Source organism: Pseudonocardia aurantiaca, assembly GCF_039526725.1.
GTDB lineage: Bacteria > Actinomycetota > Actinomycetes > Mycobacteriales > Pseudonocardiaceae > Pseudonocardia > Pseudonocardia aurantiaca.
The window spans coordinates 264900-286146 of record NZ_BAAAJG010000008.1 but is presented as its reverse complement, the minus strand read 5'-3'; the positions used below and the strand labels follow the sequence as shown (position 1 = coordinate 286146).

The window sequence follows — 21247 nt, the reverse complement described above, 5'->3', positions numbered from 1 at the left end:
ATATGCCGCAGCTGGACCGGTCCGGCCGAGGACACGGTCCGTGATCGCTACCTGGCGGCCTTCGGGCGCGCACTGCCCGGCCTTGCCCCGTAGGAGCTGTGGTTCCGGATGCGGGGGATCCTTGCCGTGACGGCCGTGGACCGCGTCGAGGTCTACCACCGGCGCCCCCCGGCCAGCCCGTCGGTAGCGGGCGAGGCGGCCCGCCGCTGGGCGATCACGTTCCTGACGGCAGCGATGAGCGCGCCACCGACCGGGAACTGACGCCTCCCGGCTCACCGCCCGGCCGCCCGCTGACGTCACCGAGGTATGTGAGGCCAGAATGACGGTATTCATGCAGGTCCCAGCCCGTCCCCGGCACCCCCCCGAGCGAGGTGTGGGCGTCGAGCAAAGCCGCAGATAATAGGGCGTTATCGGCGGGACGACTTCAGACGGGTTCGGTCGCCGACGCTCCGTCAGCCGCCCACCAGGGCCGACGAAGGCTTAGCGCCAGTTTTCGTTCCGATGTTCCTCAACCCCCTTGTTCAGGACCCTCCAAGAATCGCTACTGTCCCGCGCCGGAAGTCCGGTGCGTATATCGGCGGATCCAGGTCTCCGCTGGGTGTGCCGGGGCGCGGTCCTCGTACCGGGCGTACTCGGGCCGTGCGCCGGTGCGCCCAGCGGGGACCTGGGCCGTCGAGATATGTGGTGGACTTGCGGCGCGGGACACTAGGCGAACGCCTCCACGGGAGGGCAGCTGCAGACGAGATTCCGGTCGCCGTGAGCGCCGTCGATTCGCCGCACCGGCGGCCAGACCTTGCGGTCGTGCACCCCGGGCGTGACGCCCGTCGGGTAGCCCGCCAGCTCGCGCGGGTACGGGTGATCCCACTTGTCCATCAGGCTCGCGGCGGTGTGCGGGGCGCCGCGCAGCGGGTTGTCCGTCACTGGCCACTCCCCCGCTGCCACCCGGTCGATCTCGCGCCGGATGCCGATCATCGCGTCGACGAACCGGTCGATCTCGGCCAGGTCCTCGCTCTCCGTGGGCTCCACCATGAGCGTGCCTGCCACCGGGAACGACATCGTCGGTGCGTGCAGGCCGTAGTCGGCCAGCCGCTTGGCCACGTCGTCGACGGTCACGCCGGTGTCCTTCGTCATCGCCCGCAGGTCGAGGATGCACTCGTGGGCCACATGGCCGTCAGCGCCCGCGTACAGCACCGGGTAGTGCTCGCGCAGCCGCGCGGCGACGTAGTTGGCGGCGGTGATCGCGGTGAGTGTGGCGCGGCGCAGCCCGTCCGGGCCCATCAGCCGCAGGTACGCCCACGAGATCGGCAGCACGCCCGGGCTGCCGTGGGGGGCAGCGGACACCGCGCCGACCTCCCCGCGCCCGGGCAGGAACGGCACCAGGTGCTCGGCCACCGCCACCGGTCCCACTCCGGGCCCGCCCCCACCGTGCGGGATGCAGAAGGTCTTGTGCAGGTTCAGGTGGCTCACGTCGCCACCGAACGCCCCGGGCCGCGCGAGCCCCACCAGCGCGTTCAGGTTGGCGCCGTCCACATAGACCTGCCCGCCCGCCTGGTGCACGGCGTCGCAGACCTCACGCACCCGCGCTTCGAACACCCCGTGCGTGGACGGGTAGGTGATCATCAGAGCACCCAGGGCGTCGCGGTGCTCGGCGATCTTGTCGTGCAGGTCGTCGAGGTCGACGTCGCCGGTCGGCGCGGTGGCCACGACCACGACGCGCATCCCAGCCATCACGGCCGAGGCCGCGTTCGTGCCGTGGGCGCTCGCCGGGATCAGGCAGACGTCCCGATGCGCCTCGCCCCGGCTGCGGTGATAGGCCGCGATCGCGAGCAACCCGGCGAACTCGCCCTGGCTCCCGGCGTTGGGCTGCAGGGACACCGCCGCATAGCCGGTCAGCTCCGCGAGCCAGCGCTCCAGGTCGGCGATCAGCTCCAGCGTGCCCGCGGCGTCGGCCGGAGGGGCGAACGGGTGCAGGTCGGCGAACTCGGGCCAGGTGATCGGCTCCATCTCGACGGCCGCGTTGAGCTTCATCGTGCACGAGCCCAGCGGGATCATCGTGCGATCCAGCGCCATGTCGGCGTCGGCGAGACGGCGCAGCCAGCGCATGAGCGAGGTCTCCGAGCGGTGCTCGTGGAAGACCGGGTGCGTGAGGTACTCCGAGCTGCGTCTGAGGCCTTCCGGCAGCGCGTCCGCGGTGCCGGCGTCCAGGGCGGCGATGTCCAGGCCAGCGGTGTCCAGGCCAGCGGTGTCCAGGCCAGCGGTGTCCAGGCCAGCGGTGTCCGGCGCAGCGGTGTCGGCGCCGATCCCGAACGCGGCCCGGACGGCCTCCAGGTGGGCCACGGTGGTGACCTCGGAGCAGGCGATGCCGAGCGTGTCGGCGTCCACCCGGCGCACCGCGATGCCGGCGGCGTGGGCGGCGTCGGCCACCTCGTCGGCCCGCCCGGGTACCCGGGCCCGCACGGTGTCGAAGAACTCGTCGTGCACCACCTCGACGCCCCCGGCCCGCAACGCGGCCGCGAGCACCGCGGCCATCCGGTGGGCGCGCTGCGCGATGCGGCGCAGCCCGTCCGGTCCGTGGTAGACGGCGTAGCAGGCGGCCACGACAGCCAGCAGCACCTGGGCCGTGCAGATATTGCTGGTGGCCTTCTCCCTGCGGATGTGCTGCTCGCGCGTCTGCAGGGCGAGCCGCAGCGCCGGGTTGCCGTCGGCGTCGCGGGACAGGCCGACGAGCCGGCCCGGGAGCTGGCGCGCGTGCTTCTGCTGCACCGCCAGGAAGCCTGCGTGCGGACCGCCGAAGCCCAGCGGCACCCCGAAGCGCTGGGTCGTGCCCACCGCGGCGTCGGCCCCCAGCTCGCCGGGCGGAGTGAGGAGCGTGAGCGCCAGCAGGTCGGCCGCCACCGCGACCAGCGCGCCCCGCTCGTGCGCCGCATCGATGAGCGCCGTCGGGTCCGTGACGGCGCCGGACGCGCCCGGGTAGGACAGCAGGAGCCCGAAGAGGTCTCCCTCGGGCAGGCCGCCGGACACGTCGGCCACCACCAGCTCGATACCCAGCGGGATGGCCCGGGTCCGCAGCACCTCGATGGTCTGCGGCAGCGTGTCGGCGTCCACCACGAACCGCGGGGACGCCGCCTTGCCCGCGCGCCGGAGCAGCGTCATCGCCTCGGCGGCGGCGGTGGCCTCGTCGAGCAGGGACGCCCCGGCCACGGGGAGCCCCGTGAGGTCGGCGACGGTGGTCTGGAACGTCAGCAGGGCCTCCAGGCGGCCCTGGCTGATCTCCGGCTGGTACGGGGTGTAAGCCGTGTACCAGGCCGGGTTCTCCAGGACGTGCCGGCGGATCACGGGCGGGGTGATCGTGCCCACGTACCCGAGACCGATCATCGGGACGGTCACGGTGTTGCGCGCGGCGAGCGCGCGCAGCTCGGCGGTCACCTCGGTCTCAGACGCCGCCGGGGGCAGCGTCGAAGTGACGGGCTCGCTGTCGCGGATGCTGTCCGGGACGGCCGCGGACGCGAGCTCGTCGAGCGACGTCACTCCGATCGTCGCGAGCATCCGGTCGAGCTCCCGCGGACGGGGGCCGATGTGCCGGTCGGCGAACGGGATGCCGCGCTCCAGCTCGTGCAACGCCAGATCGTGGGGGGCGGGATGGGCGTCGGTCACGGGAGCCTCCGGTGCAGGGATGGGCAAGCGGGCGCTGCCCTCCCCCTCTGTCCCCGCCCGGCACCGGGCGCCTGAGAGATTCACCCCGGTGCGGCCAGGGCTTTCCCCGTCGGCGGACGGGCGAACCCGTCACTTTCCAGAGGCGTCTCGCCCGTGCGGTCCTGGGGCCTGAGAGATTCCGGGGAGGAATTGCTCCTTCGGCGCCCGGCGCGTCGGCTGCGACGTCCGGGACTCTCCCGCGCGGGATCGGCGACTACCCGGCAAATGGTACCGGTCCCGCGCCGGCAGCGGCCCTGGCGTGGCCGTGGGTTCCCGTAGTACCACTGATGTGACTTGCGCTACCCTCACGGCACGTTCGTGATCATGACCACGTCACCGCCCGCGCCGCCGCCTTCCACCTGCTCCTAGGAGCGAGCTTCCTCAGCTGATGGCGCGCCGGGCGCGGCGGCGGGACAGCTCGTCCTCCGGGGTGTCATCGACGCTGCCGCCGTCGGCACGTTCCACGGGGAAGTCCTTGATCGAGCCGCTGATCTCCTTCATGGCGCCCCCGACGGCAATGCCGAAGACCCCCTGGCCGCCGCGGAGCAGGTCGACGACCTCCTCGGGGGACGCGCACTCGTACACCGTGGTGCCGTCGCTGAACAGCGTGATGCCGGCGAGGTCACGGATGCCGCGCCTGCGCAAGTGCTCGACGGCCACGCGGATGTTCTGCAGCGACACCCCGGCGTCGAGGAGGCGCTTGACGACCTTCAGGACGAGCACGTCCTTGAAGGAGTAGAGGCGCTGCGAGCCGGAGCCCGCCGCTCCGCGGATGGACGGGACGACGAGGCCGGTGCGGGCCCAGTAGTCGAGCTGCCGGTAGGTGATCCCGACGACCTGGCACGCGGTGGGACCGCGGAACCCGACGAGCTGGTCGGGCATGCCGTCCAGGCCGGCTCCCAGCAGTGGATCCGGGAAAAGCTCGCCCTGCTCGGGCGCACCGGACGGCGGCTGCTCCACCGAACTCCTTCCGCCGGAGCCCGCACCGGAGGCGTCGGAGGACGTCCCGGGCCGAAGGGCTGATACCACCGACGATATGGGGGCCGACACGCCGGGTCAACGTGGCGCGCCGCCCCTCGGATCACCCATCGCCAGGCGTGGCGGGCTCGCCTGCCACGCCTAGGGCGCTCCTAGGGCTGAGCGCCCCGGAAGTCCTCGGGAGAGATGGAGTCGAGGAACTCGCGGAACTTCTCGACCTCGTCCTCCTGCTCGTCCGGGATGATCAGCCCGGCCTCGGTGAGGACGCTCTCCTCGGCGTGGATCGGCACCCCGATCCGCAGCGCGAGCGCCACCGAGTCGCTCGGCCGCGCCGACACCTTCACGCCGCCGTCGAAGACCAGCTCGGCATAGAAGGTGCCTTCCTGGAGGTCAGTGATGCGCACCTGCTCCAAGCGGCGACCGAGGGCGGTGATCACGTCCTTGAGCAGGTCGTGGGTGAGCGGCCGGGCCGGCTTCACCCCCTGCTGCTCCAGCGCGATGGCGGTGGCCTCGACCGAGCCGATCCAGATCGGGAGGTACCGGTCGCCGCTGGTCTCCCGGAGCAGGAGGATCGGCTGGTTCGCGGGCAGTTCCACTCTTACGCCCACGACACGCATCTCACTCATGGGCTCTCCTCCTCCTCACGAACCTGCCCTCCCGACGCTACACGGCGCACCCCGCCGACGCCCGCCTCCGGACGGGCGGCACGCCCGCCGAGGATCAGCCCCGGGGCCCCGCTTCGCGCGGCCCCGTGAGGAAGACCAGGCGGAACTTGCCGATCTGCACCTCGTCGCCGTTGGCGAGCACGGCGGTGTCCACGGGCTCACGGTTGACGTAGGTGCCGTTGAGGCTGCCGACGTCGACGACGACGAACTCGCCGGCGTCATTACGGAACTCCGCGTGCCGGCGCGAGACGGTGACGTCGTCGAGGAAGATGTCGCTGTCGGGGTGGCGACCCGCGCTCGTGGACGCGCGGTCCAGGAGGAACCGCGACCCCGCGTTCGGGCCACGCTTCACCACCAGCAGGGCAGAGCCGGCGGGCAGCGCATCGACGCCGGATACCGGCTGGTCCTGGGCCTGGGGCTCGACCTCGGAGAAGTCCGCGCGGAAGACCGAGGTGGTCTCCGGGGAGCGCTCCGGCGGTACGCCGGGCCCGTCGTTCGTGGTCACCTCGGTGTCTCCTCTTGCATGGGCTGACCGCTTGTGCGGCGGTTCGTGACGGCGCGGACCGGCCGGGCCGGGCGGCGCCGGGCGGCGCTGGGTGTTCCGGGTAACCTACCCCGCAGCAGTAGAGCCGGACGGGCGGGCGCCGGACGGGCGGGCGCGGGCCGGGTGCGAGTCGAGGCTGCCGTGTCAGTCGGCGGTCAACTCTCGGTACGCGGCGGCGTCGAGCAGATCGCCGGGGACGGCGCCGCCCGCCAGCTGGACCTCGATCATCCAGCCTGCCTCGTACGGCCCGGAGTTGATCAGCTCGGGCGTGGCCTCGAGCGCGTCGTTCACCGCCGAGACTGTGCCCGATACCGGCGCGTAGATGTCCGAGACCGACTTGGTCGACTCCACCTCACCGACGGCGGTGCCCGCTGTGACCGTGTCGCCCACGGCGGGTAGCTGCACGAAGACGACGTCGCCGAGCTGAGACTGGGCGTGGTCGGTGATGCCGATGCGGACCACCCCGTCCCCCAGGTCACGCACCCACTCGTGGGCGTCGGTGTAGCGGAGGTCCTCGGGAATCACGCGGGCAGCTTAAGCGGTGTCCCGCGGATCATGGTCGACGGGCTTCGGCGGCTGATCCAGCGCCTCAGCGGCCGGCCCGATCCCGGGTCCGCCCGCATCCACCTGCGGCGTGCGCATGGCCCCCACGAACTGCGCCAGATAGAGCAGCCCTGTGTAGAGGTAGAGCGCCGTGCCCCACACCGCGAATGCGTACGCGAACGGGCGGGCGAGGTCGGCGAACCATCCCGTCCCGCTGGCGGCGAGCAGCAGCGGGAACGCGTACAGCAGCAGGAACGTCGCGCCCTTGCCGAGGTAGATCACCTCGTACGGCCCGTAGCCCCGGCGGCGCAGCACCGGGAGGGTGGCCGCGAGCACGAGGTCGCGCGCCACGAGCGCCACGACGGCCCACCACGGCACCACGTCGCGCGCGCCGAGTGCCACCAGCGCCGCCAGGATGTAGAGCCGGTCGACGGCGGGGTCGAGTAGCGCCCCCAGCCTGCTGTGCTGCCCGAGCAGCCGGGCGAGCTTCCCGTCGAGCCAGTCGGTGATGCCCCCGATGGCGAGCACGACGATCGCCCACACGTCCGCCCGCGGTACGAGCAGCAGGTAGAGGAACAGCGGCACACCTGCCAGGCGCAGCAAGCTCAGGAGGTTCGGGACGGTCAGCACGCGGTCGGTCGTCGCCCGCCCCGCCGCCGTCTCGGTCACGCACAGAGCCTACTGGCGCCTGTTCGTCAGGTGGGTGCACACGGCCGGGCGGAGAGGCACGATCAACGCATGGACGCATCTGCACTCAAGGCCCTCCAGGCCCCACTCAAGGACCGGTACCGGGAGGAACCCGGCGCCGCGCTGATCACCCTCAAGGCCGACGGCGAGCTGGACGGCAGCGGCGTCGCATGCCGGGTGCGCACCGCCACCGCGCTGGCCGAGGCGGGCCTGCACCCCGCCACCGGCGGCGACGGCACGCAGCTCTGCTCGGGGGACATGCTGCTGGAGGCGCTCGTGGCGTGCGCGGGCGTCACGCTCCGGGCGGTCGCCACGACTCTCGGGCTCGACGTGAGCGGCACCGTGCACGCGGAGGGCGACCTGGACTTCCGCGGCACGCTCGGCGTCGACAAGGCGGCCCCCGTCGGCTTCCGCGACATCCGCCTCACCTTCGACCTCGACACCACGGCGAGCGCGGACGAGGTGGCCACCCTGGTCCGGCTGACGGAGCGCTACTGCGTGGTGCTGCAGACGCTCGTCTCCTCGCCGAAGACCTCCGTCGCCGTCCACACGGCGGCGGACACGTGAACGGCGCAGGTGCCCTCGTCCGCTCGCTGCTGGCGAGCGGGGTCGAGGTCTGCTTCGCCAACCCGGGCACGTCGGAGATGCACTTCGTCGCCGCACTCGACGCGGTGCCCGAGATGCGTGCGGTGCTGACCCTGTTCGAGGGCGTCGCCACCGGAGCCGCCGACGGCTACGCCCGCATGGCCGACCGGCCCGCGGCCACGCTGCTGCACCTGGGCCCCGGCCTGGGCAACGGCCTCGCCAACCTGCACAACGCACGCCGGGCGCACACGCCCGTCGTGAACGTGATCGGCGACCACGCCACGTCCCACACGAAGTACGACGCCCCGCTCGAGTCCGACATCGCCGCCGTGGCCGGGTCGGTGTCGGGGTGGCAGCGGCGCAGCACGAGCACAGCGGAGGTGGGCGCCGACGCGGCTGCCGCCGTGGCTGCGGCGCGCGACGGGCGGATCGCCACACTCGTGCTGCCGGCCGACGTCAGCTGGGACGACGGCGGCGAGCCCGTCGCCGCTCCCCCGCCCGCGGCACGGGCGAGCGCGACACCCGAGGCGATCCGCGACGCAGCCGACGCCCTCACCTCCGGCGAGCCGTGCGTGCTGCTGGTCGGCGGCGACGCCACCCGCGCCGGCGGGCTCGCGGCGGCCGGCCGGATCGCGTCGGCCACCGGCGCGAAGCTCCTGGCGGAGACCTTCCCCGCCCGGATCGAGCGCGGGGCGGGCGTTGTCGCGGTGGAGCGGCTGGCCTACCTGACCGACATGGCGGTGCACCAGCTTGCCGGCACGCGCCACATCGTGCTGGCAGGCGCCCGCTCCCCCGTCGCGTTCTTCGCCTACCCGGGGAAGCCGTCGGACCTCGTCCCCGAGGGGGGCCACGTACACACGCTGGCGCCACAGGACGGCGCCGCGGCCGAGGCGCTCGAGGAACTGGCCGACCTCGTCGCGCCCGGCATCGCGCCCGACCTCGCCCCGCTCGCGCGCCCGGCGATGCCCACGGGCCCGCTCGACGTGCAGAGCGTCTCGGCCGTGATCGGCGCGCTGCTCCCCGAGGGCGCGATCGTCGTCGACGAGTCGGTGACATCCGGGTTCGCCCTGCCCGCCGCCACGGCGGGAGCCCCGCGGCACGACTGGCTCACCCTCACCGGCGGGGCGATCGGCTTCGGGCTCCCGGCCGCCACCGGGGCAGCGGTCGCCTGCCCGGACCGGCCCGTGTGGTGCCTCGAGGCCGACGGCAGCGCCATGTACACGATCTCCGCCCTCTGGACGCACGCGCGCGAAGGCCTCGACGTCACGACGATCGTCTTCAACAACAGCGCATACGCGATCCTCCGCCTCGAGCTGCAGCAGGTCGGTGCGGCCGGGTTCGTGGTGGGCGACGGCGCGCGCGCCCGGTCGCTGCTCGACCTCAGCAGGCCGGACCTCGACTTCGTCGCGATCGCCACCGGGATGGGCGTGCCCGCCGTCCGGGTGACGACGGCCGAGGAGATGGCCGCCGCGCTCCGCCGCGCCGCCGCAGAGAACGGCCCCCACCTCGTCGAGGCGATCATCCCGCCGCTCGTGCCCTGACCTGCCGGATGGGGCCCCGCCGGATGGGGCACCGTGGTGTGGCGCGCCGGGACGGGCGAAACCGCGCGACGCCGCCCGACCGCTCGGCGCCACTACTCGTCCGGCCCAGCGGAGCCGCCCGTTCGATGCAGCCCGTGTTACAGCCCGCTCGGCGCGGCGGCCGGTCGGTTCGCCGCGATCGGAGCGTTCGTCGACCCCTCCACCCCGTCCGCCGACGTACAGTTGTGTGTGCGTGACGCTGCGTCGTTCCTCTGCACAGGGCCGTGCGCCCCGATGTGTCCGCGCCATAGTGCCGTGTCCACCGATGAGCCACATCTGTCGAGCCCGCTGGAAGCGTGATGACGAGAACGGTCGACGATGGGCGGTCCGTCGCCCACGCCTGCGCCGTCCCCGTGAGCGACGAGCAGCTCTGGGAGATGACGGCCGAGTTCGTCGCGGCCGGACTGAACCGCGGCGAGCAGGTCGTCTACTTCGACGACGGCACCGCGGACCACGTGCTGGAGCGGCTCACCGACGACTGCGTCGCGGTCAGTCCGTCGATCGAGGACGGCAGCCTCGCCATCGTCCCACCCGACGCCACCCGCACCACCCTGCGCAGCCCGCTGCTCGCGGTGGCCGAGATCGTGTCCGCCACCGTCGACGGGGCGGTGGCGCAGGGGTTCTCGGGCGTCCGCCTCACCGGCCAGTTCAACTACGCGCTACAGCGGGCGGGTGGTGTGTCGCTCGCCGAGTACGACGCGGTGTTCGACGATGTCACCCGGGAGCGCCCGGTCCGGGTCCTGTGCCTCTACGACCGGCGCCGGTTCCCCGAGGGCGCGATCGACGAGATGCGCGCCCGCCACCACACCGAGCTGGTCGTGCCGGCCATCTACGACGACGGGCTGCTGCGCATCACCGGCACCGGCCCGGCGACCGCGCGGGTGGCGGGCGAGGTGGACCACAGCAACCGCCCGCGCATTCGCAGGCTGCTGGAGGCCACGCTGGACGAGGCGCTCCGCTCCCACGCCGCGCCCACCGACATCACGCTCGATCTGTCGTCCCTGCGTTTCCTCGACGTCGCGGGCGCCGTCAGCCTGGTCCACGCGGCGGAGGAGTTCCCCAGCTCGCACCGGCTGGTGCTCGCCGGGGTCCGCCCGCGGGTGCTCAGGGTGCTCGACCGCTGCGGTGCCCCGTTCGCCGCCCAGCTCGTCGTCCGCCCGCGCACCGACGTGGAATCGGGGGTGGGCGCCCGGTGAGGACGGCGGCGGCTGTGGAGAGGGCAGCGCCATGAGGATCGAGACCACCCGCTCGGCAGCGGCGGTCCGGCTGCAGCACGCCGCGGCGTTCCACGGCTCCGACAGCGACCTGCTCGACCAACTCGTGCCGCTCGCCGACACGGCGCTGCGCGCCGGGGAGGCGGTGGCGCTGGCGCTGCGACCCGCCACCGAGCAGGCGCTCGTCGAGCGGTTGGGCAGCACCACGGGGCTCGCCCGGCTCCACCAGCCGGAGTCGGCCGACACGGCCTCTGGGCAGACCGCCGCCGGGCGCCGGGCCATGGAGCTGCGCGAGATCACCTCCACCACCGGCGCGCCGGTCACCGTGCTCGCCGAGCACACCAGCCGGCTCGACGGCGTCGACGGCGGCTTCTGGACCGAGCTGGACGCGGCGCTCAACGTCGCGCTCGCCGAGCTCCCGGTCCGCGTCACGTGCTTCTTCCCCGAGCTGCCGCTGCACCTCGAGATCCTCGACGGCGCCCACCGCAACCACCCGCTGCTGCTCAGGGCCGGGCAGCTGCGCCACAACCCGCAGCACATCGGGCCGCGCGAGGTCCTCACCACCCGCCCGGCGCCGCCCCCGGTGCTGCTCGGGCCGCCTGACCTGCGCATGGAGTTCAGCGCGTGGCAGCTCCACGAGGTGCGCACGGCTGTGGAGCAGGCACTCGAAGCCGCCGACTACGGGCGCGAGCGCGCGGAGGACGTCGTGCTCGCCGTCAACGAGGTGGCCACCAACGCGGTCGAGCACGGCACCCCGGAGGCCCGGTTGTCGATCTGGACCGGGCCGGGCGGGCTGGTGTGCGAGATCGACGACGGCGGCACCCTGCGCGACCCCCTCCCCGGGCTGCAGGCGCCGCACCCGGCCGAGGCCCGCGGCCGCGGTGTGTGGATCGCGCGGCAGGTATGCGACTCCCTGCACGTCTGGGTCGACGCACGCGGCACCCACGTCCGAATGCGGGCTACCCCATGAGTAGCATGCGATCTTGCTCCGCCCGTCACTCAAATGGCCGCTCAGCAGCCGGAAGTGTGACGAACCTGCCCCTTGGCAACCTTGTCGGTCGGGAGAAGACTCTCTCGCGGACTCGGGCGCCACGGGGCTGCGGACGGGTCACCGCGAGCATCACATCCGAGCACTACCGAATTTGGGACAACCATGTCTGACGATCAGCGACGATCTCGCACGGCGCAGGCTCTCCCGGCCGGTCGGCACCGCGTTTCGGTGCTCGGCTCGTTCACCCTCACCGCCGACGGTTACACCGTGCCGCTGGGGGTCGACTCACGCCGGCTCGTCGCGTACCTCGCCATCCACCCTCGCCCGCAGGAGCGCGTGACACTCGCCGCCGACCTGTGGCCCGGTGTCGCGCCGGCGGCCGCCGCCCGCATGCTGGCCGAGGCCGTCGCCGCCGTGGACGTACCCGGGGTGTTCCTCGCTGACGACGCTGCCGCGGGTGCCGACGACGCGAGTGCCGCCGAGGGCGGCCCGCTCGCCCTCGCGGCCGACGTCGAGGTCGACCTCGCCGACGCGCTCGGCCTGGTACGGGCCCTCCCGGAGATCCCGGTGAGCGACGCCCCGGACGTCGCGCTGCTCGGCGCCGACATCCTCCCCGGCTGGACCGCCGCATGGATCGCCGTGGAGCGGGAGCGGTTCCGCCAGCTTCGCCTCCATGCTCTCGAGGAGCGCAGCCTCCGGCTCACGGCCGCCGGGCGCTACGACGACGCGGTCGCGATGGCCCAGACGGCCGTGCGAGCGGCCCCGAGCAGGGAGAGCGCGCGCCGCACCCTCATCGAGGCGCACCTTGCCCAGGGCAACATCGCGGCCGCGGTGGCCGAGTACGACGACTACCAGGAGCTGCTGCGCTCCAGCGTCGGCCCCGCCACCACCGGCCTCGAGGCACTGTTCCCGCCGTCCCCGGTATGGCCGGTGCTGCGCGCCCGCAGCCCTATGCCGCGTTCGGCCGTCCAGCTCCCGGGCCTGCGCGCCGCGCGGGGTGCCTACGGGGGCGGCCGCCGCCTCGTCGCCGGCGGCTCGATCCCCGGCACGTCCCGCTAGCGGGGCACCTAGGAGGGTCGTGAACCACGCCGCTCGCTACGGGCGGATCGTTCACGGCGGACCGGCGGGATCATGAACCGCACCTTTGTGCCCGTCCTCCTCCGCAGCACCCGCAGGTCACGCGGAAGTTCCTCGATGAGCGCCATCCCCCGGCCGCGACAGCCGGGTTCTGTGGGCGCCGCACACACGCCAGCGGCCGCACAGCGGAGTGGTGCCCTCCCTGCGAGGGGGCAAACCGTGTCGGCGGCCGCGTGATCGGGTACTCGGCCACCATGCATGGTTCCTCCGAGCCCGACGTCGCCACCGACCGGCACGTGGCCCACGGCCGCGAGGCCGGCGGTGTCGAGGACGGGCGCAGCCCTGACGCGCCCGCCACCACCGGTACCGACGAGAACGAGGAGTTCGTCGGCCGGGTTGCCGGGCAGGATGCCGGCTACTCCGGTGAGATGGGCGCCGAAGCCCGCGCCGAGAAGGAGCCGAGATGAACAAGCGCGACGGCAACGAGCTGACCGGTCTGGCGAAGATCGCCTACAAGCCGATCGGCATGGCGTTCGGGATCCTCGGCGGCCTTCTCGCGGGGAAGGTCTTCAGGGTGATCTGGAAGAAGCTGTCGAACGAGGACGAGACGCCCCGGCCGCTGTCGGACGACTACAGCACCCGCGAGGTGCTGCTGGCCGCCACCCTGCAGGGAGCGGTCTTCGGACTGATCAAGACCGCGGTCGACCGGTACGGGATGAAAGGCGTGCGCCGGTTCCTCGACGCACCGCGCCCGCCGGCCCGCCGCTTGGAGGTGTAGGAGATGCCTGGCAAGGACGAGGTCCCGAGCACGGTCGAGCGGTCGGACGACAAGGCCAAGCGGACCTGGGTGAAGACCTTCGACTCGGCGATGGAGAGCTACGACGGCGACGGCGCCCGCGCGCGGCGGGCCGCGTTCGCCTCCCTCAAGCACACGCACGAGAAGGTCGGCGACCACTGGGAGCCGAAGGACCACAAGGGTCCGTCCGACGAGGCCGCCGAGGGCGGCGGGCCGGACAACACGCGGCCGAGCGCGGGAGGCGTGGACGCCAACGCCTCGAAGGAGCACTTGATGGACGTCGCGAAGCGGCTCGACGTCCCGGGCCGGTCGTCGATGAACAAGGACGAGCTCGTCGAGGCCATCGACAAGGCCAACAAGCGCGAAACGGCGAAGGCCCGCCGGAGGTAGCAGCGGGAAGCCCGAACGCCCCGGCCGTGCGGCCGGGGCGTTCTGCCCTGTACTGGGTGTATGGCCGACGCCAAGGAGGCAACGGATCGGTACGGCGGGCGCCGCGAGTTTCTGCACCGGCAGGGCCTGCCAGGCGGAGCCGGGATACCGTACGGCCGGGGTGGCCACGCGCCTGAATCTGCTACCCGGGGTTCCGGACCTTCGGGCGCGACGTCCCTCGCCGACTTCAGCGGAGGGACAACGCACTGGCTGCTTGCACTTCGCTGAGTGTTCGCCGTGCGACTTCAGTGAACTCGTCGGCGTTAGTCGTGTCGCTCCAGCGCTCATAGGCGATCTTCAAGGTGAGCGCACCCAGCTCCGCGGCCACGCGCGAGGTCAGGTCGGGAACGCCGCGGCGCTTGAGCGCGTCGATCATCGACGCGGTGAGGCCGAGTCCCTTCAGCGCCTCGCGCTCTTGCAGTTCCGGGTTGGCGGCGATTACTGCCCGCCTCCGGGCGGTGAATTCGCGGCGAGCGGGTGTGAAGGCTTCCCTCCCGATCGTGTCCAGGGCATAAGCCACCGCTTCGAGCGGAGTGGCCGCGGCCGGCGCCGCGGCGATCCCATTGACGAGTACTCCGGTCATCGTGTCCCCGCCAAAGAGCACCTCACGCTTGTCCGGGAAGTGACGGAAGAAGGTGCTCTTCGTGAGCCCCGCGCGCTCCGCGATGTCGATCACCGTCGTGTTCTCGTAGCCCCGCTCCGCGAACAGATCGAGGGCAGCGACAACGAGTCGCTCTGATGCGTTGGGCTGCCAGCGGGCCATGGGAACAGCGTACGGCACTTGGTCCCGTCACTCGGGTACGGTGATAGGACAAAGTCCCATCACCTTGCCTGCTGGAGGTCCCCCATGAGCCGAGCCGTCATGTATGAAACGTTTGGAGGTCCCGAGGTACTGGAGTTGCGAGAGGTCCCGGAGCCGCACGCCGGCCCGGGCGAGGTCCGCGTCCGCGTAGCCGCCGCCAGTCTGAATCCCATGGACTAGAAGCTCCCGATGGCGTGACTGCAGCGACCGACCTGTTCGGCACCGAGACGGCCGAGACCGCGCTCGCGCTCGGCGTACCGCCCGAGCGGATCTCCACGATCGCCGCGGGCCCCAACCCTCCCGGCGGCGTGCGCGCGACCGGCGGCATCGACGCGGGGCCGGACGCCCTGGAGCGGATCACCGACGCGATCCTTGCCGACAAGATCACCGTGCCGATCGCCGCGACCTTCCCGATCGAGCAGACCCACAACGCCGTGACACTGCAAGCTGGACGCCACGTCCACGGCAAGATCGTGATCATGCTGTGACCAGGTCATCCGGTGACCAGTCCCGCCGCATGCCCCGCCCCTTCCTCGTACTCCGAGCCTCGCCCGTTCGGCCCAACGAGGTGCCGCACGGCAAGGGAGGCCCTGTTCTCGCGAACTCGACCGACCAGTCCCACAGGTCCGAGCAGGACACCGCGTCGTCGTCGAGCACCGGGCCATCCTCATCACAGCACCGCACGAGTGAAGATCAGCACAGGTAATCAAGATGCCGGAGCCGACCCGCCTATAGGGGACCTCACCGATCTTGAGCCCGCGCCGTATCCGCTGGGGTGTACGGGGATCAGCCCAGCTCGCGCAGGCGCGGGAGGACGTCCTCGGAGAACTGGGTGAGGAACCGCTCCTGGTCGTGCCCGGGCCCGTGCATCACCAGGTGGTTGAGGCCTGCGTCCACGTAGGGCTTGATCTGGGCCAGTGCGTCGTCCGGGTCCGAGGCCACGATCCAGCGCTTCGCGACCTGCTCGATCGGCAACTCGTCGGCGAGGCGCTCCATCTCGACGGCCGAGTCGACACTGTGCTTCTGCTCCGCGGTGAGCGACAGTGGCGCCCAGAATCGGGTGTTCTCCAGCGCCATCCGCGGGTCGCGATCGTAGGAGATCTTGATCTCGATCATGCGGTCGACCGATGCCGGGTCCTTCTCGGCCGCGGTCGCGCCCTCCTCCACCGCCGGCAGCAGCTTCTCGGTGTAAAGGTCCATGCCCTTGCCCGACGTGCAGATCAGCCCGTCGCCGTAACGACCGGCGTACTTGGCCACCACCGGCCCCCCCGCGGCGATGTACACCGGGATCGGGTCCTTGGGCCGGTCGTAGATCGTCGCCCCGACCGTGCGGTAGAACTCGCCCTCGAACGTGACCTCGTCCTCGGTCCACAACGCCCGCATCAACCGCACCGCCTCCCGGAGGCGGGCGAAGCGCTCCTTGAAGTCCGGCCACTGCATGCCGGACACCGCGATCTCGTTCAACGCCTCACCCGTGCCCACCCCGAGCATCACTCGCCCCGGATACAGCACGCCCAACGTCGCGAAGAACTGCGCCATCACCGCCGGGTTGTAGCGGAACGTCGGGGTCAGCACCGACGTGCCGATCTGCACCCGCGAGGTCCGCTCCCCCACCGCTCCCAGCCACGCCAGCGCCGACGGCGCATGCCCCCCCTCGTGCCGCCACGGCAGGAAGTGATCCGACACCACCACGCTGTCCAGGCCCACCTCCTCGGCCCGTACCGCGTACTCCACCAGCTCCCGCGGCCCGAACTGCTCAGCCGACGCCTTGTACCCGACCCGCAACGCCACGCCCCTGGTCCTTCCCCACGGAGATCCTGCTGACCTCCAGGGTGCCACCGCCGCGGCCGGTGCCGGCACGAAGGGCTCTTGACCTCGACCGGCGTAGAGGTCGCAGGGTCGTCGCATGGGAGAACTCGCATGCGATCCGGAAAGCGAGGATCTACCGTGAGTCAAGCCATGAGTGAGCTCGCGAGCAAACCCTCGTCCGAGCAGCGCACCCCTGATCAACCCGACCGGGCCACCCTGGGTTCGCTGCGCCGGCTCGCCCCCTACCTGCGCCCCTACCGGTGGCCCCTGGTCGGGGGTGGCCTCGCCGCGCTCATGGGCACCCTCGCCGGTCTCGTCATCCCGCTGATCACCCGCTCCATCGTCGACGGCCCGATCGCCAGGGGCGAGCTGGACGCGCTGCCGTGGCTGGTGCTCGGTGTGCTCGCGTTCGGTGTGCTCGAGGCGGGGCTGATGTTCCTGCGGCGCTGGCTGGTCGCCCGCCCCAGCACCCGCGTCGAGGCGGACATGCGGGCCGACCTCTACACCCACCTGCAGCGGCTGCCCGTCTCCTTCCACGACCTCTGGCCGTCGGGGCAGCTGCTGTCGCGCGCCACCACAGACCTCACCACGATCCGCTGGTTCGTGGCGTTCTCCGGGATCTTCCTGGTCGTCAACGTGCTCACGCTCCTGGCGGGCGTCGGCGTGCTGCTGTGGCTCTCGCCGTTGCTGGGGCTCGTCATCGCGCTCACCGCTCTGCCGCTCACGGCGCTCACCCTGGTGCTGGAGCATCGCTTCTCCATCGAGGCCCGCCGCGCCCAGGACCAGGCGGGCGACCTCGCCACCGTGATCGAGGAGTCGGCGCTCGGAATCCGGGTGCTCAAGTCGCTGGGCCGGGGACGCAGGCTCACGGCCCGCTTCGTCGCGGACGCCCGCGGCCTGCGCGGCACCGAGCTGCTCAAGGTGCGGCTGCTCGCCGGGCTGTGGGCGGTGCTCGTGGTGCTGCCGGAGTCGGCGATCGCCGTGATCATCGGGCTGGGCGCCTACGGCGTCGCGCAGGGGTCGCTGACGCTGGGCACGCTCGTGGCCGCGGTCACGGTAATGACCTACCTGTACTGGCCGATCGCGTCGATCGGCTGGCTGCTGGCCGAGGCGAGCAACGCAGCAGCGGCGAACCGGCGGTACTGGGAGGTGCGCGACATCGTCCCGGCGATCACCGACCCGGCGGAGCCCGCCACGCTCCGCACGCCGGTGCGCGGCGAGCTGGTCCTGCGCGGGGTGTCGTTCCGCTACCCAGGCGCCACCCGCGACCAGCTCACCGGCGTGGACCTCGCGGTCCGGCCGGGCGAGACCATGGCGCTGGTCGGGGCCACCGGGTCGGGCAAGACGACGCTCACCGCGCTCGTCACGCGGCTCTACGACGTCACCGCGGGCGCGGTTCTGCTCGACGACGTGGACGTGCGGCGGCTGCGGCTCGCGGACCTGCGCGCCGCCGTGGCCACGGCGTTCGAGGACCCGGTGCTCATCTCGGCGAGCGTGCGGGAGAACGTGGCGCTCGGCAGGCCCGACGCCACCGACGAGCAGGTGCGCGAGGCGCTGCGAGTGGCCAGCGCCGACGGTTTCGTGGCCGCGCTGCCCTGGGGTCTCGACACCCGCATCGGCGAGCAGGGGCTCTCGCTGTCGGGCGGGCAGCGCCAGCGGCTGGCGCTGGCCAGGGCCGTGGTCGGCCGGCCGCCCGTGCTGGTGCTGGACGACCCGCTATCGGCGCTGGACGTCCACACCGAGGCGGAGGTCGAGGCCGCGCTGCGGCGCGTGCTGGGCGGGGTCACCGCGCTCGTGGTGGCCCACCGGCCCTCCACCGTGCAGCTCGCGGACCGGGTCGCGCTGCTCGCGGGCGGGCGGATCACGGCGGTCGGCGAACACACGGAACTGCTCGCCACCAACGCCGAGTACCGGAGGCTGCTGGCGAGCATGGAGGACGAGCAGGCACGCGAACAGGACGACAGCCGCCATGGCGAGCGGAACGGAGACCGGGAGGAGGTGGGGGCGTGACCACGACCGACAACACGACCGGCACCCCGGCGTCCGGCAGCGACGACGAGGAAGTCTGGCGCGGGTTCGCGGCCGACGACGAGGAGGAGGCCGACGTCGTCGACCGCCGCACCGGCCTCGCACTGCAGCAGCGGGCACGTGTCCTCGTCGCCGACATCCTCCGCCCGCACCGGCGCTCCGTGGCGCTGGCGATCGTCCTGATGGTCGCGGAGAACGCCGTCATGCTGGCCGGCCCGCTGCTGGTGGCCACGGCCATCGACACCGGGGTGCCGGCCGCGCTCGCCGGCCGGCCGGCGCCGCTCGCCTGGGCGATCGCCGGGTACGCCGTCTGCGGGCTGGCCGGGGCGGGGCTGCGGGCGGCGTTCCTCGTGCTCTCCGGCCGCGTCGGGCAGGACCTGCTGCTCGACCTGCGGGAGCGGGTGTTCGCCCACGGGCAGCGGCTCTCGCTCGACTTCCACGAGTCCTACACGTCTGGCCGGCTGATCTCGCGGCTCACCAGCGACATGGAGTCGCTGTCGGACCTGCTGGAGAAGGGCCTCGACGGGCTGGCCGGGGCGCTGCTGTCGGTCGTCGGGATCACCGTGCTGCTGATCTGGCTGGACCCGGTGCTCGCCGCGGTCGTGCTGGCGGGGTTCGCGCCGCTGCTACTGCTCACGCGCTGGTTCCAGCGCCGGTCCCGCGCCAGCTACCGGCGCACCCGCAGCACCGTGGCGCGGCTGATCGTGCACTTCGTGGAGTCGATGAATGGCATCCGCGCCGTGCAGGCGTTCCGCAGGGAGCAGCGGAACGACGAGATCATGGACAGCCTCTCCACCGCCTACCGCAACGCCAACACGTCGGCGTTCCTGACGGTGGCCGGCTACGTCGCAGGGGTGCGGACGGTCGGCAACACGACGCTCGCACTGGTCCTGCTGATCGGTGGACTCCGCGTCGTGGACGGCGCGCTCGCACTCGGCGCGCTCACCGCGTTCGTGCTGTACCTGCGCCGGTTCTACGACCCGCTCGACGACCTCGCGCAGTTCTTCAACAGCTACCAGTCCGCGGCCGCGGCGCTGGAGAAGATCGCGTCGGTGCTCGACACGCCGGTCGGCCTGCCCGAGCCGGCCCGCCCGGTCCGGCTGCCCGAGCCCGCACGCGGTGAGCTGGAGTTCGACGCGGTGCGGTTCGCCTACCGGCGGGCGTCAGACCGGACGGTGCTGCCCGAGTTCTCGCTGCACGTGCCGGCCGGCCAGACGGTGGCGCTCGTGGGGGCCACCGGGGCCGGCAAGTCGACGCTGGCCAAGCTCGCCGCGCGGTTCTACGACCCGACCGCGGGCGCGGTCCGCCTCGACGGCGTCGACCTGCGCGACATCACCGACGCCGACCTGCGCTCCGCGCTGGTGATGATCACGCAGGAGGCGTTCCTGTTCTCCGGCTCCGTTGCCGACAACATCGCGATGGGCGGCCACGGGTCGCGTTCGCGGGCGGAGATCGTCGCGGCTGCCGCGGCGGTGGGCGCGCGCGAGTTCATCGAGGCGCTGCCCGACGGTTTCGACACCGACGTCCGCAAGCGGGGCGGGCGGCTCTCGGCGGGCCAGCGCCAGCTCGTCTCGCTCGCCCGGGTGGTGCTGGCCGACCCGGCCGTCGTGCTCCTGGACGAGGCGACCTCCTCGCTGGACATCCCGTCGGAGCGGGCGGTGCAGGCCGCGCTCGAGACCGTACTCGCAGGGCGCACGGCCCTCGTGATCGCGCACCGGCTCTCGACCGTGCTGATCGCCGACCGGGTGCTCGTGATGTCCGACGGGCAGGTCGTGCAGGACGGGTCGCCGGAGGAGCTCCTCGAGGGTGGCGGCGAGTTCGCCGACCTGCACGCCGCCTGGCGGGCGTCGCTAGCCTGATCGGCAGGATGGCTGCGATCGTCCCCGAGCCCGTCACCACACTCGCCCCGGCGCTGCCGCGGCCACACGTGCTGCGGCAGCGCTGGTGCGACGTGGCGTTCCTGCACTGGGCAGTGCGCCCGGACGCCGTCGCGCGGTTCTTCCCGCCCGGCGTCCGGCCCGACGTCCTGGGCGGCTGGACCTACGTCGGGCTCGTGCCGTTCCGGCTGGTCGGTACCGCAATCGGCCGCGGGCCCGCCGTGCCGTGGGCGGGCACGTTCCTGGAGACCAACGTCCGGTTGTACTCGGTGGACGCCACGGGGCGCCGTGGCGTCGTCTTCCTCAGCCTGGACACCGACCGGGCCCTCGCCGTGGCCGCCGCGCGTGCGGTCTTCGGCATGCCCTGCCGCTGGGCGCGCATGCGGTTCCGCACCGACGGCGACGTCCGCTCCTACACCGCGCGGCTGCGGTGGCCGGGGGCGCGGGCGCGCCCACACGCCCACCAGCACAGCCGCGTGACGGTCCGGCCGGAGGCCCGCCCCACCCTCGACGGCCCGCTGGAGGCCTTCCTCACCGCACGCTGGGGCCTGCACATCGCGCACCTCGGGCGCACCTGGTACGTCCCGAACACCCATGAGAGCTGGCCGCTGCAGCGCGCCGAGGTGCTTGAGCTCGACGACGGCCTCGTCGCGTCGGTGGGCCTCGGAGACCTCGCCAGGCGCGCACCGGACCACGTGGCGTTCAGCGCGGGGGTCGCCGCCACGTTCGGGGCGCCGGTCCTAAGGAGCGCCCTGAACAACTCGGCCCTACTGCGCGACGCCCAGGCAGGCACCTCGCGGCGTTGGACGGTCGGACCGATACAACAGCGGTATCGGCCCTCCGCGTCAGGTGACCCGATGCGATGCACCCACCTGGACGCCGCTCGCTACGGGCGGAGTCGTTCAGGACCCTCCTAGCGACCACTCCGCGGCGCTGATCCGCCTCCTGT

General features: G+C 72.6%; 21 protein-coding genes and 1 riboswitch. Of the genes, 13 read left to right on the top strand and 8 right to left on the bottom strand.

Annotation, left to right across the window (positions count from 1 at the left end; genetic code table 11):
* The first annotated feature begins 126 nt into the window (after positions 1–126).
* Positions 127–261 carry a hypothetical protein gene (locus ABD143_RS11190; RefSeq protein ID WP_343975355.1) on the top strand — a complete coding sequence of 45 codons (135 nt, stop codon included), beginning with the start codon at positions 127–129 and terminating at the stop codon, positions 259–261.
* A gap of 444 nt (positions 262–705) precedes the next feature.
* Here the strand turns inward: ABD143_RS11190 and gcvP are convergent, their stop codons facing one another.
* From gcvP to clsA, 6 genes are all read right to left on the bottom strand, one after another.
* On the bottom strand, positions 706–3654 hold the full coding sequence (gene gcvP, locus ABD143_RS11185) for an aminomethyl-transferring glycine dehydrogenase (RefSeq protein WP_343975353.1): 2949 nt from the start codon (positions 3652–3654) through the stop codon (positions 706–708).
* Between the two features lie 146 nt (positions 3655–3800).
* Positions 3801–3903, bottom strand: a riboswitch (glycine riboswitch).
* A 171-nt stretch (positions 3904–4074) separates the two neighbouring features.
* Positions 4075–4653, bottom strand: a complete 579-nt coding sequence (locus tag ABD143_RS11180) for a MerR family transcriptional regulator (RefSeq protein ID WP_379659670.1) — start codon at positions 4651–4653, stop codon at positions 4075–4077.
* A gap of 170 nt (positions 4654–4823) precedes the next feature.
* Positions 4824–5297: a bifunctional nuclease family protein gene (locus tag ABD143_RS11175; RefSeq protein ID WP_343975350.1), complete on the bottom strand. Its 474-nt coding sequence runs from the start codon at positions 5295–5297 to the stop codon at positions 4824–4826.
* A gap of 94 nt (positions 5298–5391) precedes the next feature.
* Positions 5392–5841, bottom strand: a complete 450-nt coding sequence (garA, locus tag ABD143_RS11170; protein WP_343975347.1) for a glycogen accumulation regulator GarA — start codon at positions 5839–5841, stop codon at positions 5392–5394.
* A 183-nt stretch (positions 5842–6024) separates the two neighbouring features.
* Positions 6025–6405 (bottom strand): glycine cleavage system protein GcvH, encoded by a 381-nt coding sequence (gene gcvH, locus ABD143_RS11165; protein WP_343975344.1) that lies wholly within the window; start codon positions 6403–6405, stop codon positions 6025–6027.
* Positions 6406–6414: 9 nt separating this feature from the next.
* The gene (gene clsA, locus ABD143_RS11160; RefSeq protein WP_343975341.1) at positions 6415–7092 is read right to left on the bottom strand and encodes a cardiolipin synthase ClsA; all 678 of its coding nucleotides are present in this window, start codon (positions 7090–7092) and stop codon (positions 6415–6417) included.
* Positions 7093–7161: 69 nt separating this feature from the next.
* Between clsA and ABD143_RS11155 the strand changes: the two genes are divergently transcribed.
* The 8 genes from ABD143_RS11155 (at position 7162) to ABD143_RS11120 (ending at position 13743) form a co-directional block, all read left to right on the top strand.
* Entirely contained in the window at positions 7162–7677 is a 516-nt protein-coding gene (locus ABD143_RS11155) for an OsmC family protein (RefSeq protein ID WP_343975338.1), read from the top strand.
* Positions 7674–9236, top strand: a complete 1563-nt coding sequence (locus ABD143_RS11150; RefSeq protein WP_343975335.1) for an acetolactate synthase large subunit — start codon at positions 7674–7676, stop codon at positions 9234–9236. Before ABD143_RS11155 ends, ABD143_RS11150 begins: the two co-directional genes overlap by 4 nt.
* A 338-nt stretch (positions 9237–9574) precedes the next feature.
* Positions 9575–10471, top strand: a complete 897-nt coding sequence (locus ABD143_RS11145) for an MEDS domain-containing protein (RefSeq protein WP_343975332.1) — start codon at positions 9575–9577, stop codon at positions 10469–10471.
* 31 nt (positions 10472–10502) lie between these two features.
* A complete protein-coding gene (locus ABD143_RS11140) occupies positions 10503–11459 on the top strand; it encodes an ATP-binding protein (protein WP_343975329.1) in 957 nt (318 codons plus the stop codon).
* 249 nt (positions 11460–11708) lie between these two features.
* Positions 11709–12539, top strand: coding sequence for an AfsR/SARP family transcriptional regulator (locus ABD143_RS11135; protein ID WP_343975326.1), 831 nt, complete (start codon positions 11709–11711; stop codon positions 12537–12539).
* A 272-nt stretch (positions 12540–12811) separates the two neighbouring features.
* Positions 12812–13024, top strand: coding sequence for a hypothetical protein (locus ABD143_RS11130; protein WP_343975323.1), 213 nt, complete (start codon positions 12812–12814; stop codon positions 13022–13024).
* Positions 13021–13335, top strand: coding sequence for a DUF4235 domain-containing protein (locus ABD143_RS11125; protein ID WP_343975320.1), 315 nt, complete (start codon positions 13021–13023; stop codon positions 13333–13335). Before ABD143_RS11130 ends, ABD143_RS11125 begins: the two co-directional genes overlap by 4 nt.
* Before the next feature lie 3 nt (positions 13336–13338).
* Complete coding sequence (locus tag ABD143_RS11120; RefSeq protein ID WP_343975317.1) at positions 13339–13743, top strand: ChaB family protein; 405 nt, start codon at positions 13339–13341, stop codon at positions 13741–13743.
* A gap of 226 nt (positions 13744–13969) precedes the next feature.
* Here ABD143_RS11120 and ABD143_RS11115 read toward each other — a convergent pair whose 3' ends face one another.
* Positions 13970–14545, bottom strand: coding sequence for a TetR/AcrR family transcriptional regulator (locus tag ABD143_RS11115; protein ID WP_343975314.1), 576 nt, complete (start codon positions 14543–14545; stop codon positions 13970–13972).
* Between the two features lie 233 nt (positions 14546–14778).
* On the opposite strand from ABD143_RS11115, the gene ABD143_RS11110 reads away from it, so the two are divergent.
* Positions 14779–15072: a zinc-binding dehydrogenase gene (locus ABD143_RS11110; protein WP_379659669.1), complete on the top strand. Its 294-nt coding sequence runs from the start codon at positions 14779–14781 to the stop codon at positions 15070–15072.
* 298 nt (positions 15073–15370) lie between these two features.
* Here the strand turns inward: ABD143_RS11110 and fgd are convergent, their stop codons facing one another.
* Positions 15371–16375 carry a glucose-6-phosphate dehydrogenase (coenzyme-F420) gene (fgd, locus tag ABD143_RS11105; RefSeq protein WP_343975311.1) on the bottom strand — a complete coding sequence of 335 codons (1005 nt, stop codon included), beginning with the start codon at positions 16373–16375 and terminating at the stop codon, positions 15371–15373.
* Positions 16376–16543: 168 nt separating this feature from the next.
* Between fgd and ABD143_RS11100 the strand changes: the two genes are divergently transcribed.
* The 3 genes from ABD143_RS11100 to ABD143_RS11090 are packed head-to-tail and all read left to right on the top strand — an operon-like array spanning position 16544 to position 21215.
* The gene (locus ABD143_RS11100) at positions 16544–18403 is read left to right on the top strand and encodes an ABC transporter ATP-binding protein (RefSeq protein ID WP_343975309.1); all 1860 of its coding nucleotides are present in this window, start codon (positions 16544–16546) and stop codon (positions 18401–18403) included.
* Complete coding sequence (locus tag ABD143_RS11095) at positions 18400–20280, top strand: ABC transporter ATP-binding protein (protein ID WP_343975306.1); 1881 nt, start codon at positions 18400–18402, stop codon at positions 20278–20280. Before ABD143_RS11100 ends, ABD143_RS11095 begins: the two co-directional genes overlap by 4 nt.
* An 8-nt stretch (positions 20281–20288) precedes the next feature.
* On the top strand, positions 20289–21215 hold the full coding sequence (locus ABD143_RS11090; RefSeq protein WP_343975303.1) for a YqjF family protein: 927 nt from the start codon (positions 20289–20291) through the stop codon (positions 21213–21215).
* Positions 21216–21247: the final 32 nt, after the last annotated feature.

What these genes read in the sequence shown, in the direction of transcription:
- ABD143_RS11120 (WP_343975317.1), top strand. Translation starts at nt 13,339, where the DNA reads ATGCCTGGCAAGGACGAGGTCCCGAGCACGGTCGAGCGGTCGGACGAC.
- ABD143_RS11090 (WP_343975303.1), top strand. Translation starts at nt 20,289, where the DNA reads ATGGCTGCGATCGTCCCCGAGCCCGTCACCACACTCGCCCCGGCGCTG.
- ABD143_RS11175 (WP_343975350.1), bottom strand. Translation starts at nt 5,297, where the DNA reads ATGAGTGAGATGCGTGTCGTGGGCGTAAGAGTGGAACTGCCCGCGAAC.
- ABD143_RS11130 (WP_343975323.1), top strand. Translation starts at nt 12,812, where the DNA reads ATGCATGGTTCCTCCGAGCCCGACGTCGCCACCGACCGGCACGTGGCC.
- ABD143_RS11100 (WP_343975309.1), top strand. Translation starts at nt 16,544, where the DNA reads ATGAGTGAGCTCGCGAGCAAACCCTCGTCCGAGCAGCGCACCCCTGAT.
- ABD143_RS11115 (WP_343975314.1), bottom strand. Translation starts at nt 14,545, where the DNA reads ATGGCCCGCTGGCAGCCCAACGCATCAGAGCGACTCGTTGTCGCTGCC.
- ABD143_RS11145 (WP_343975332.1), top strand. Translation starts at nt 9,575, where the DNA reads ATGACGAGAACGGTCGACGATGGGCGGTCCGTCGCCCACGCCTGCGCC.
- ABD143_RS11125 (WP_343975320.1), top strand. Translation starts at nt 13,021, where the DNA reads ATGAACAAGCGCGACGGCAACGAGCTGACCGGTCTGGCGAAGATCGCC.
- ABD143_RS11155 (WP_343975338.1), top strand. Translation starts at nt 7,162, where the DNA reads ATGGACGCATCTGCACTCAAGGCCCTCCAGGCCCCACTCAAGGACCGG.
- ABD143_RS11140 (WP_343975329.1), top strand. Translation starts at nt 10,503, where the DNA reads ATGAGGATCGAGACCACCCGCTCGGCAGCGGCGGTCCGGCTGCAGCAC.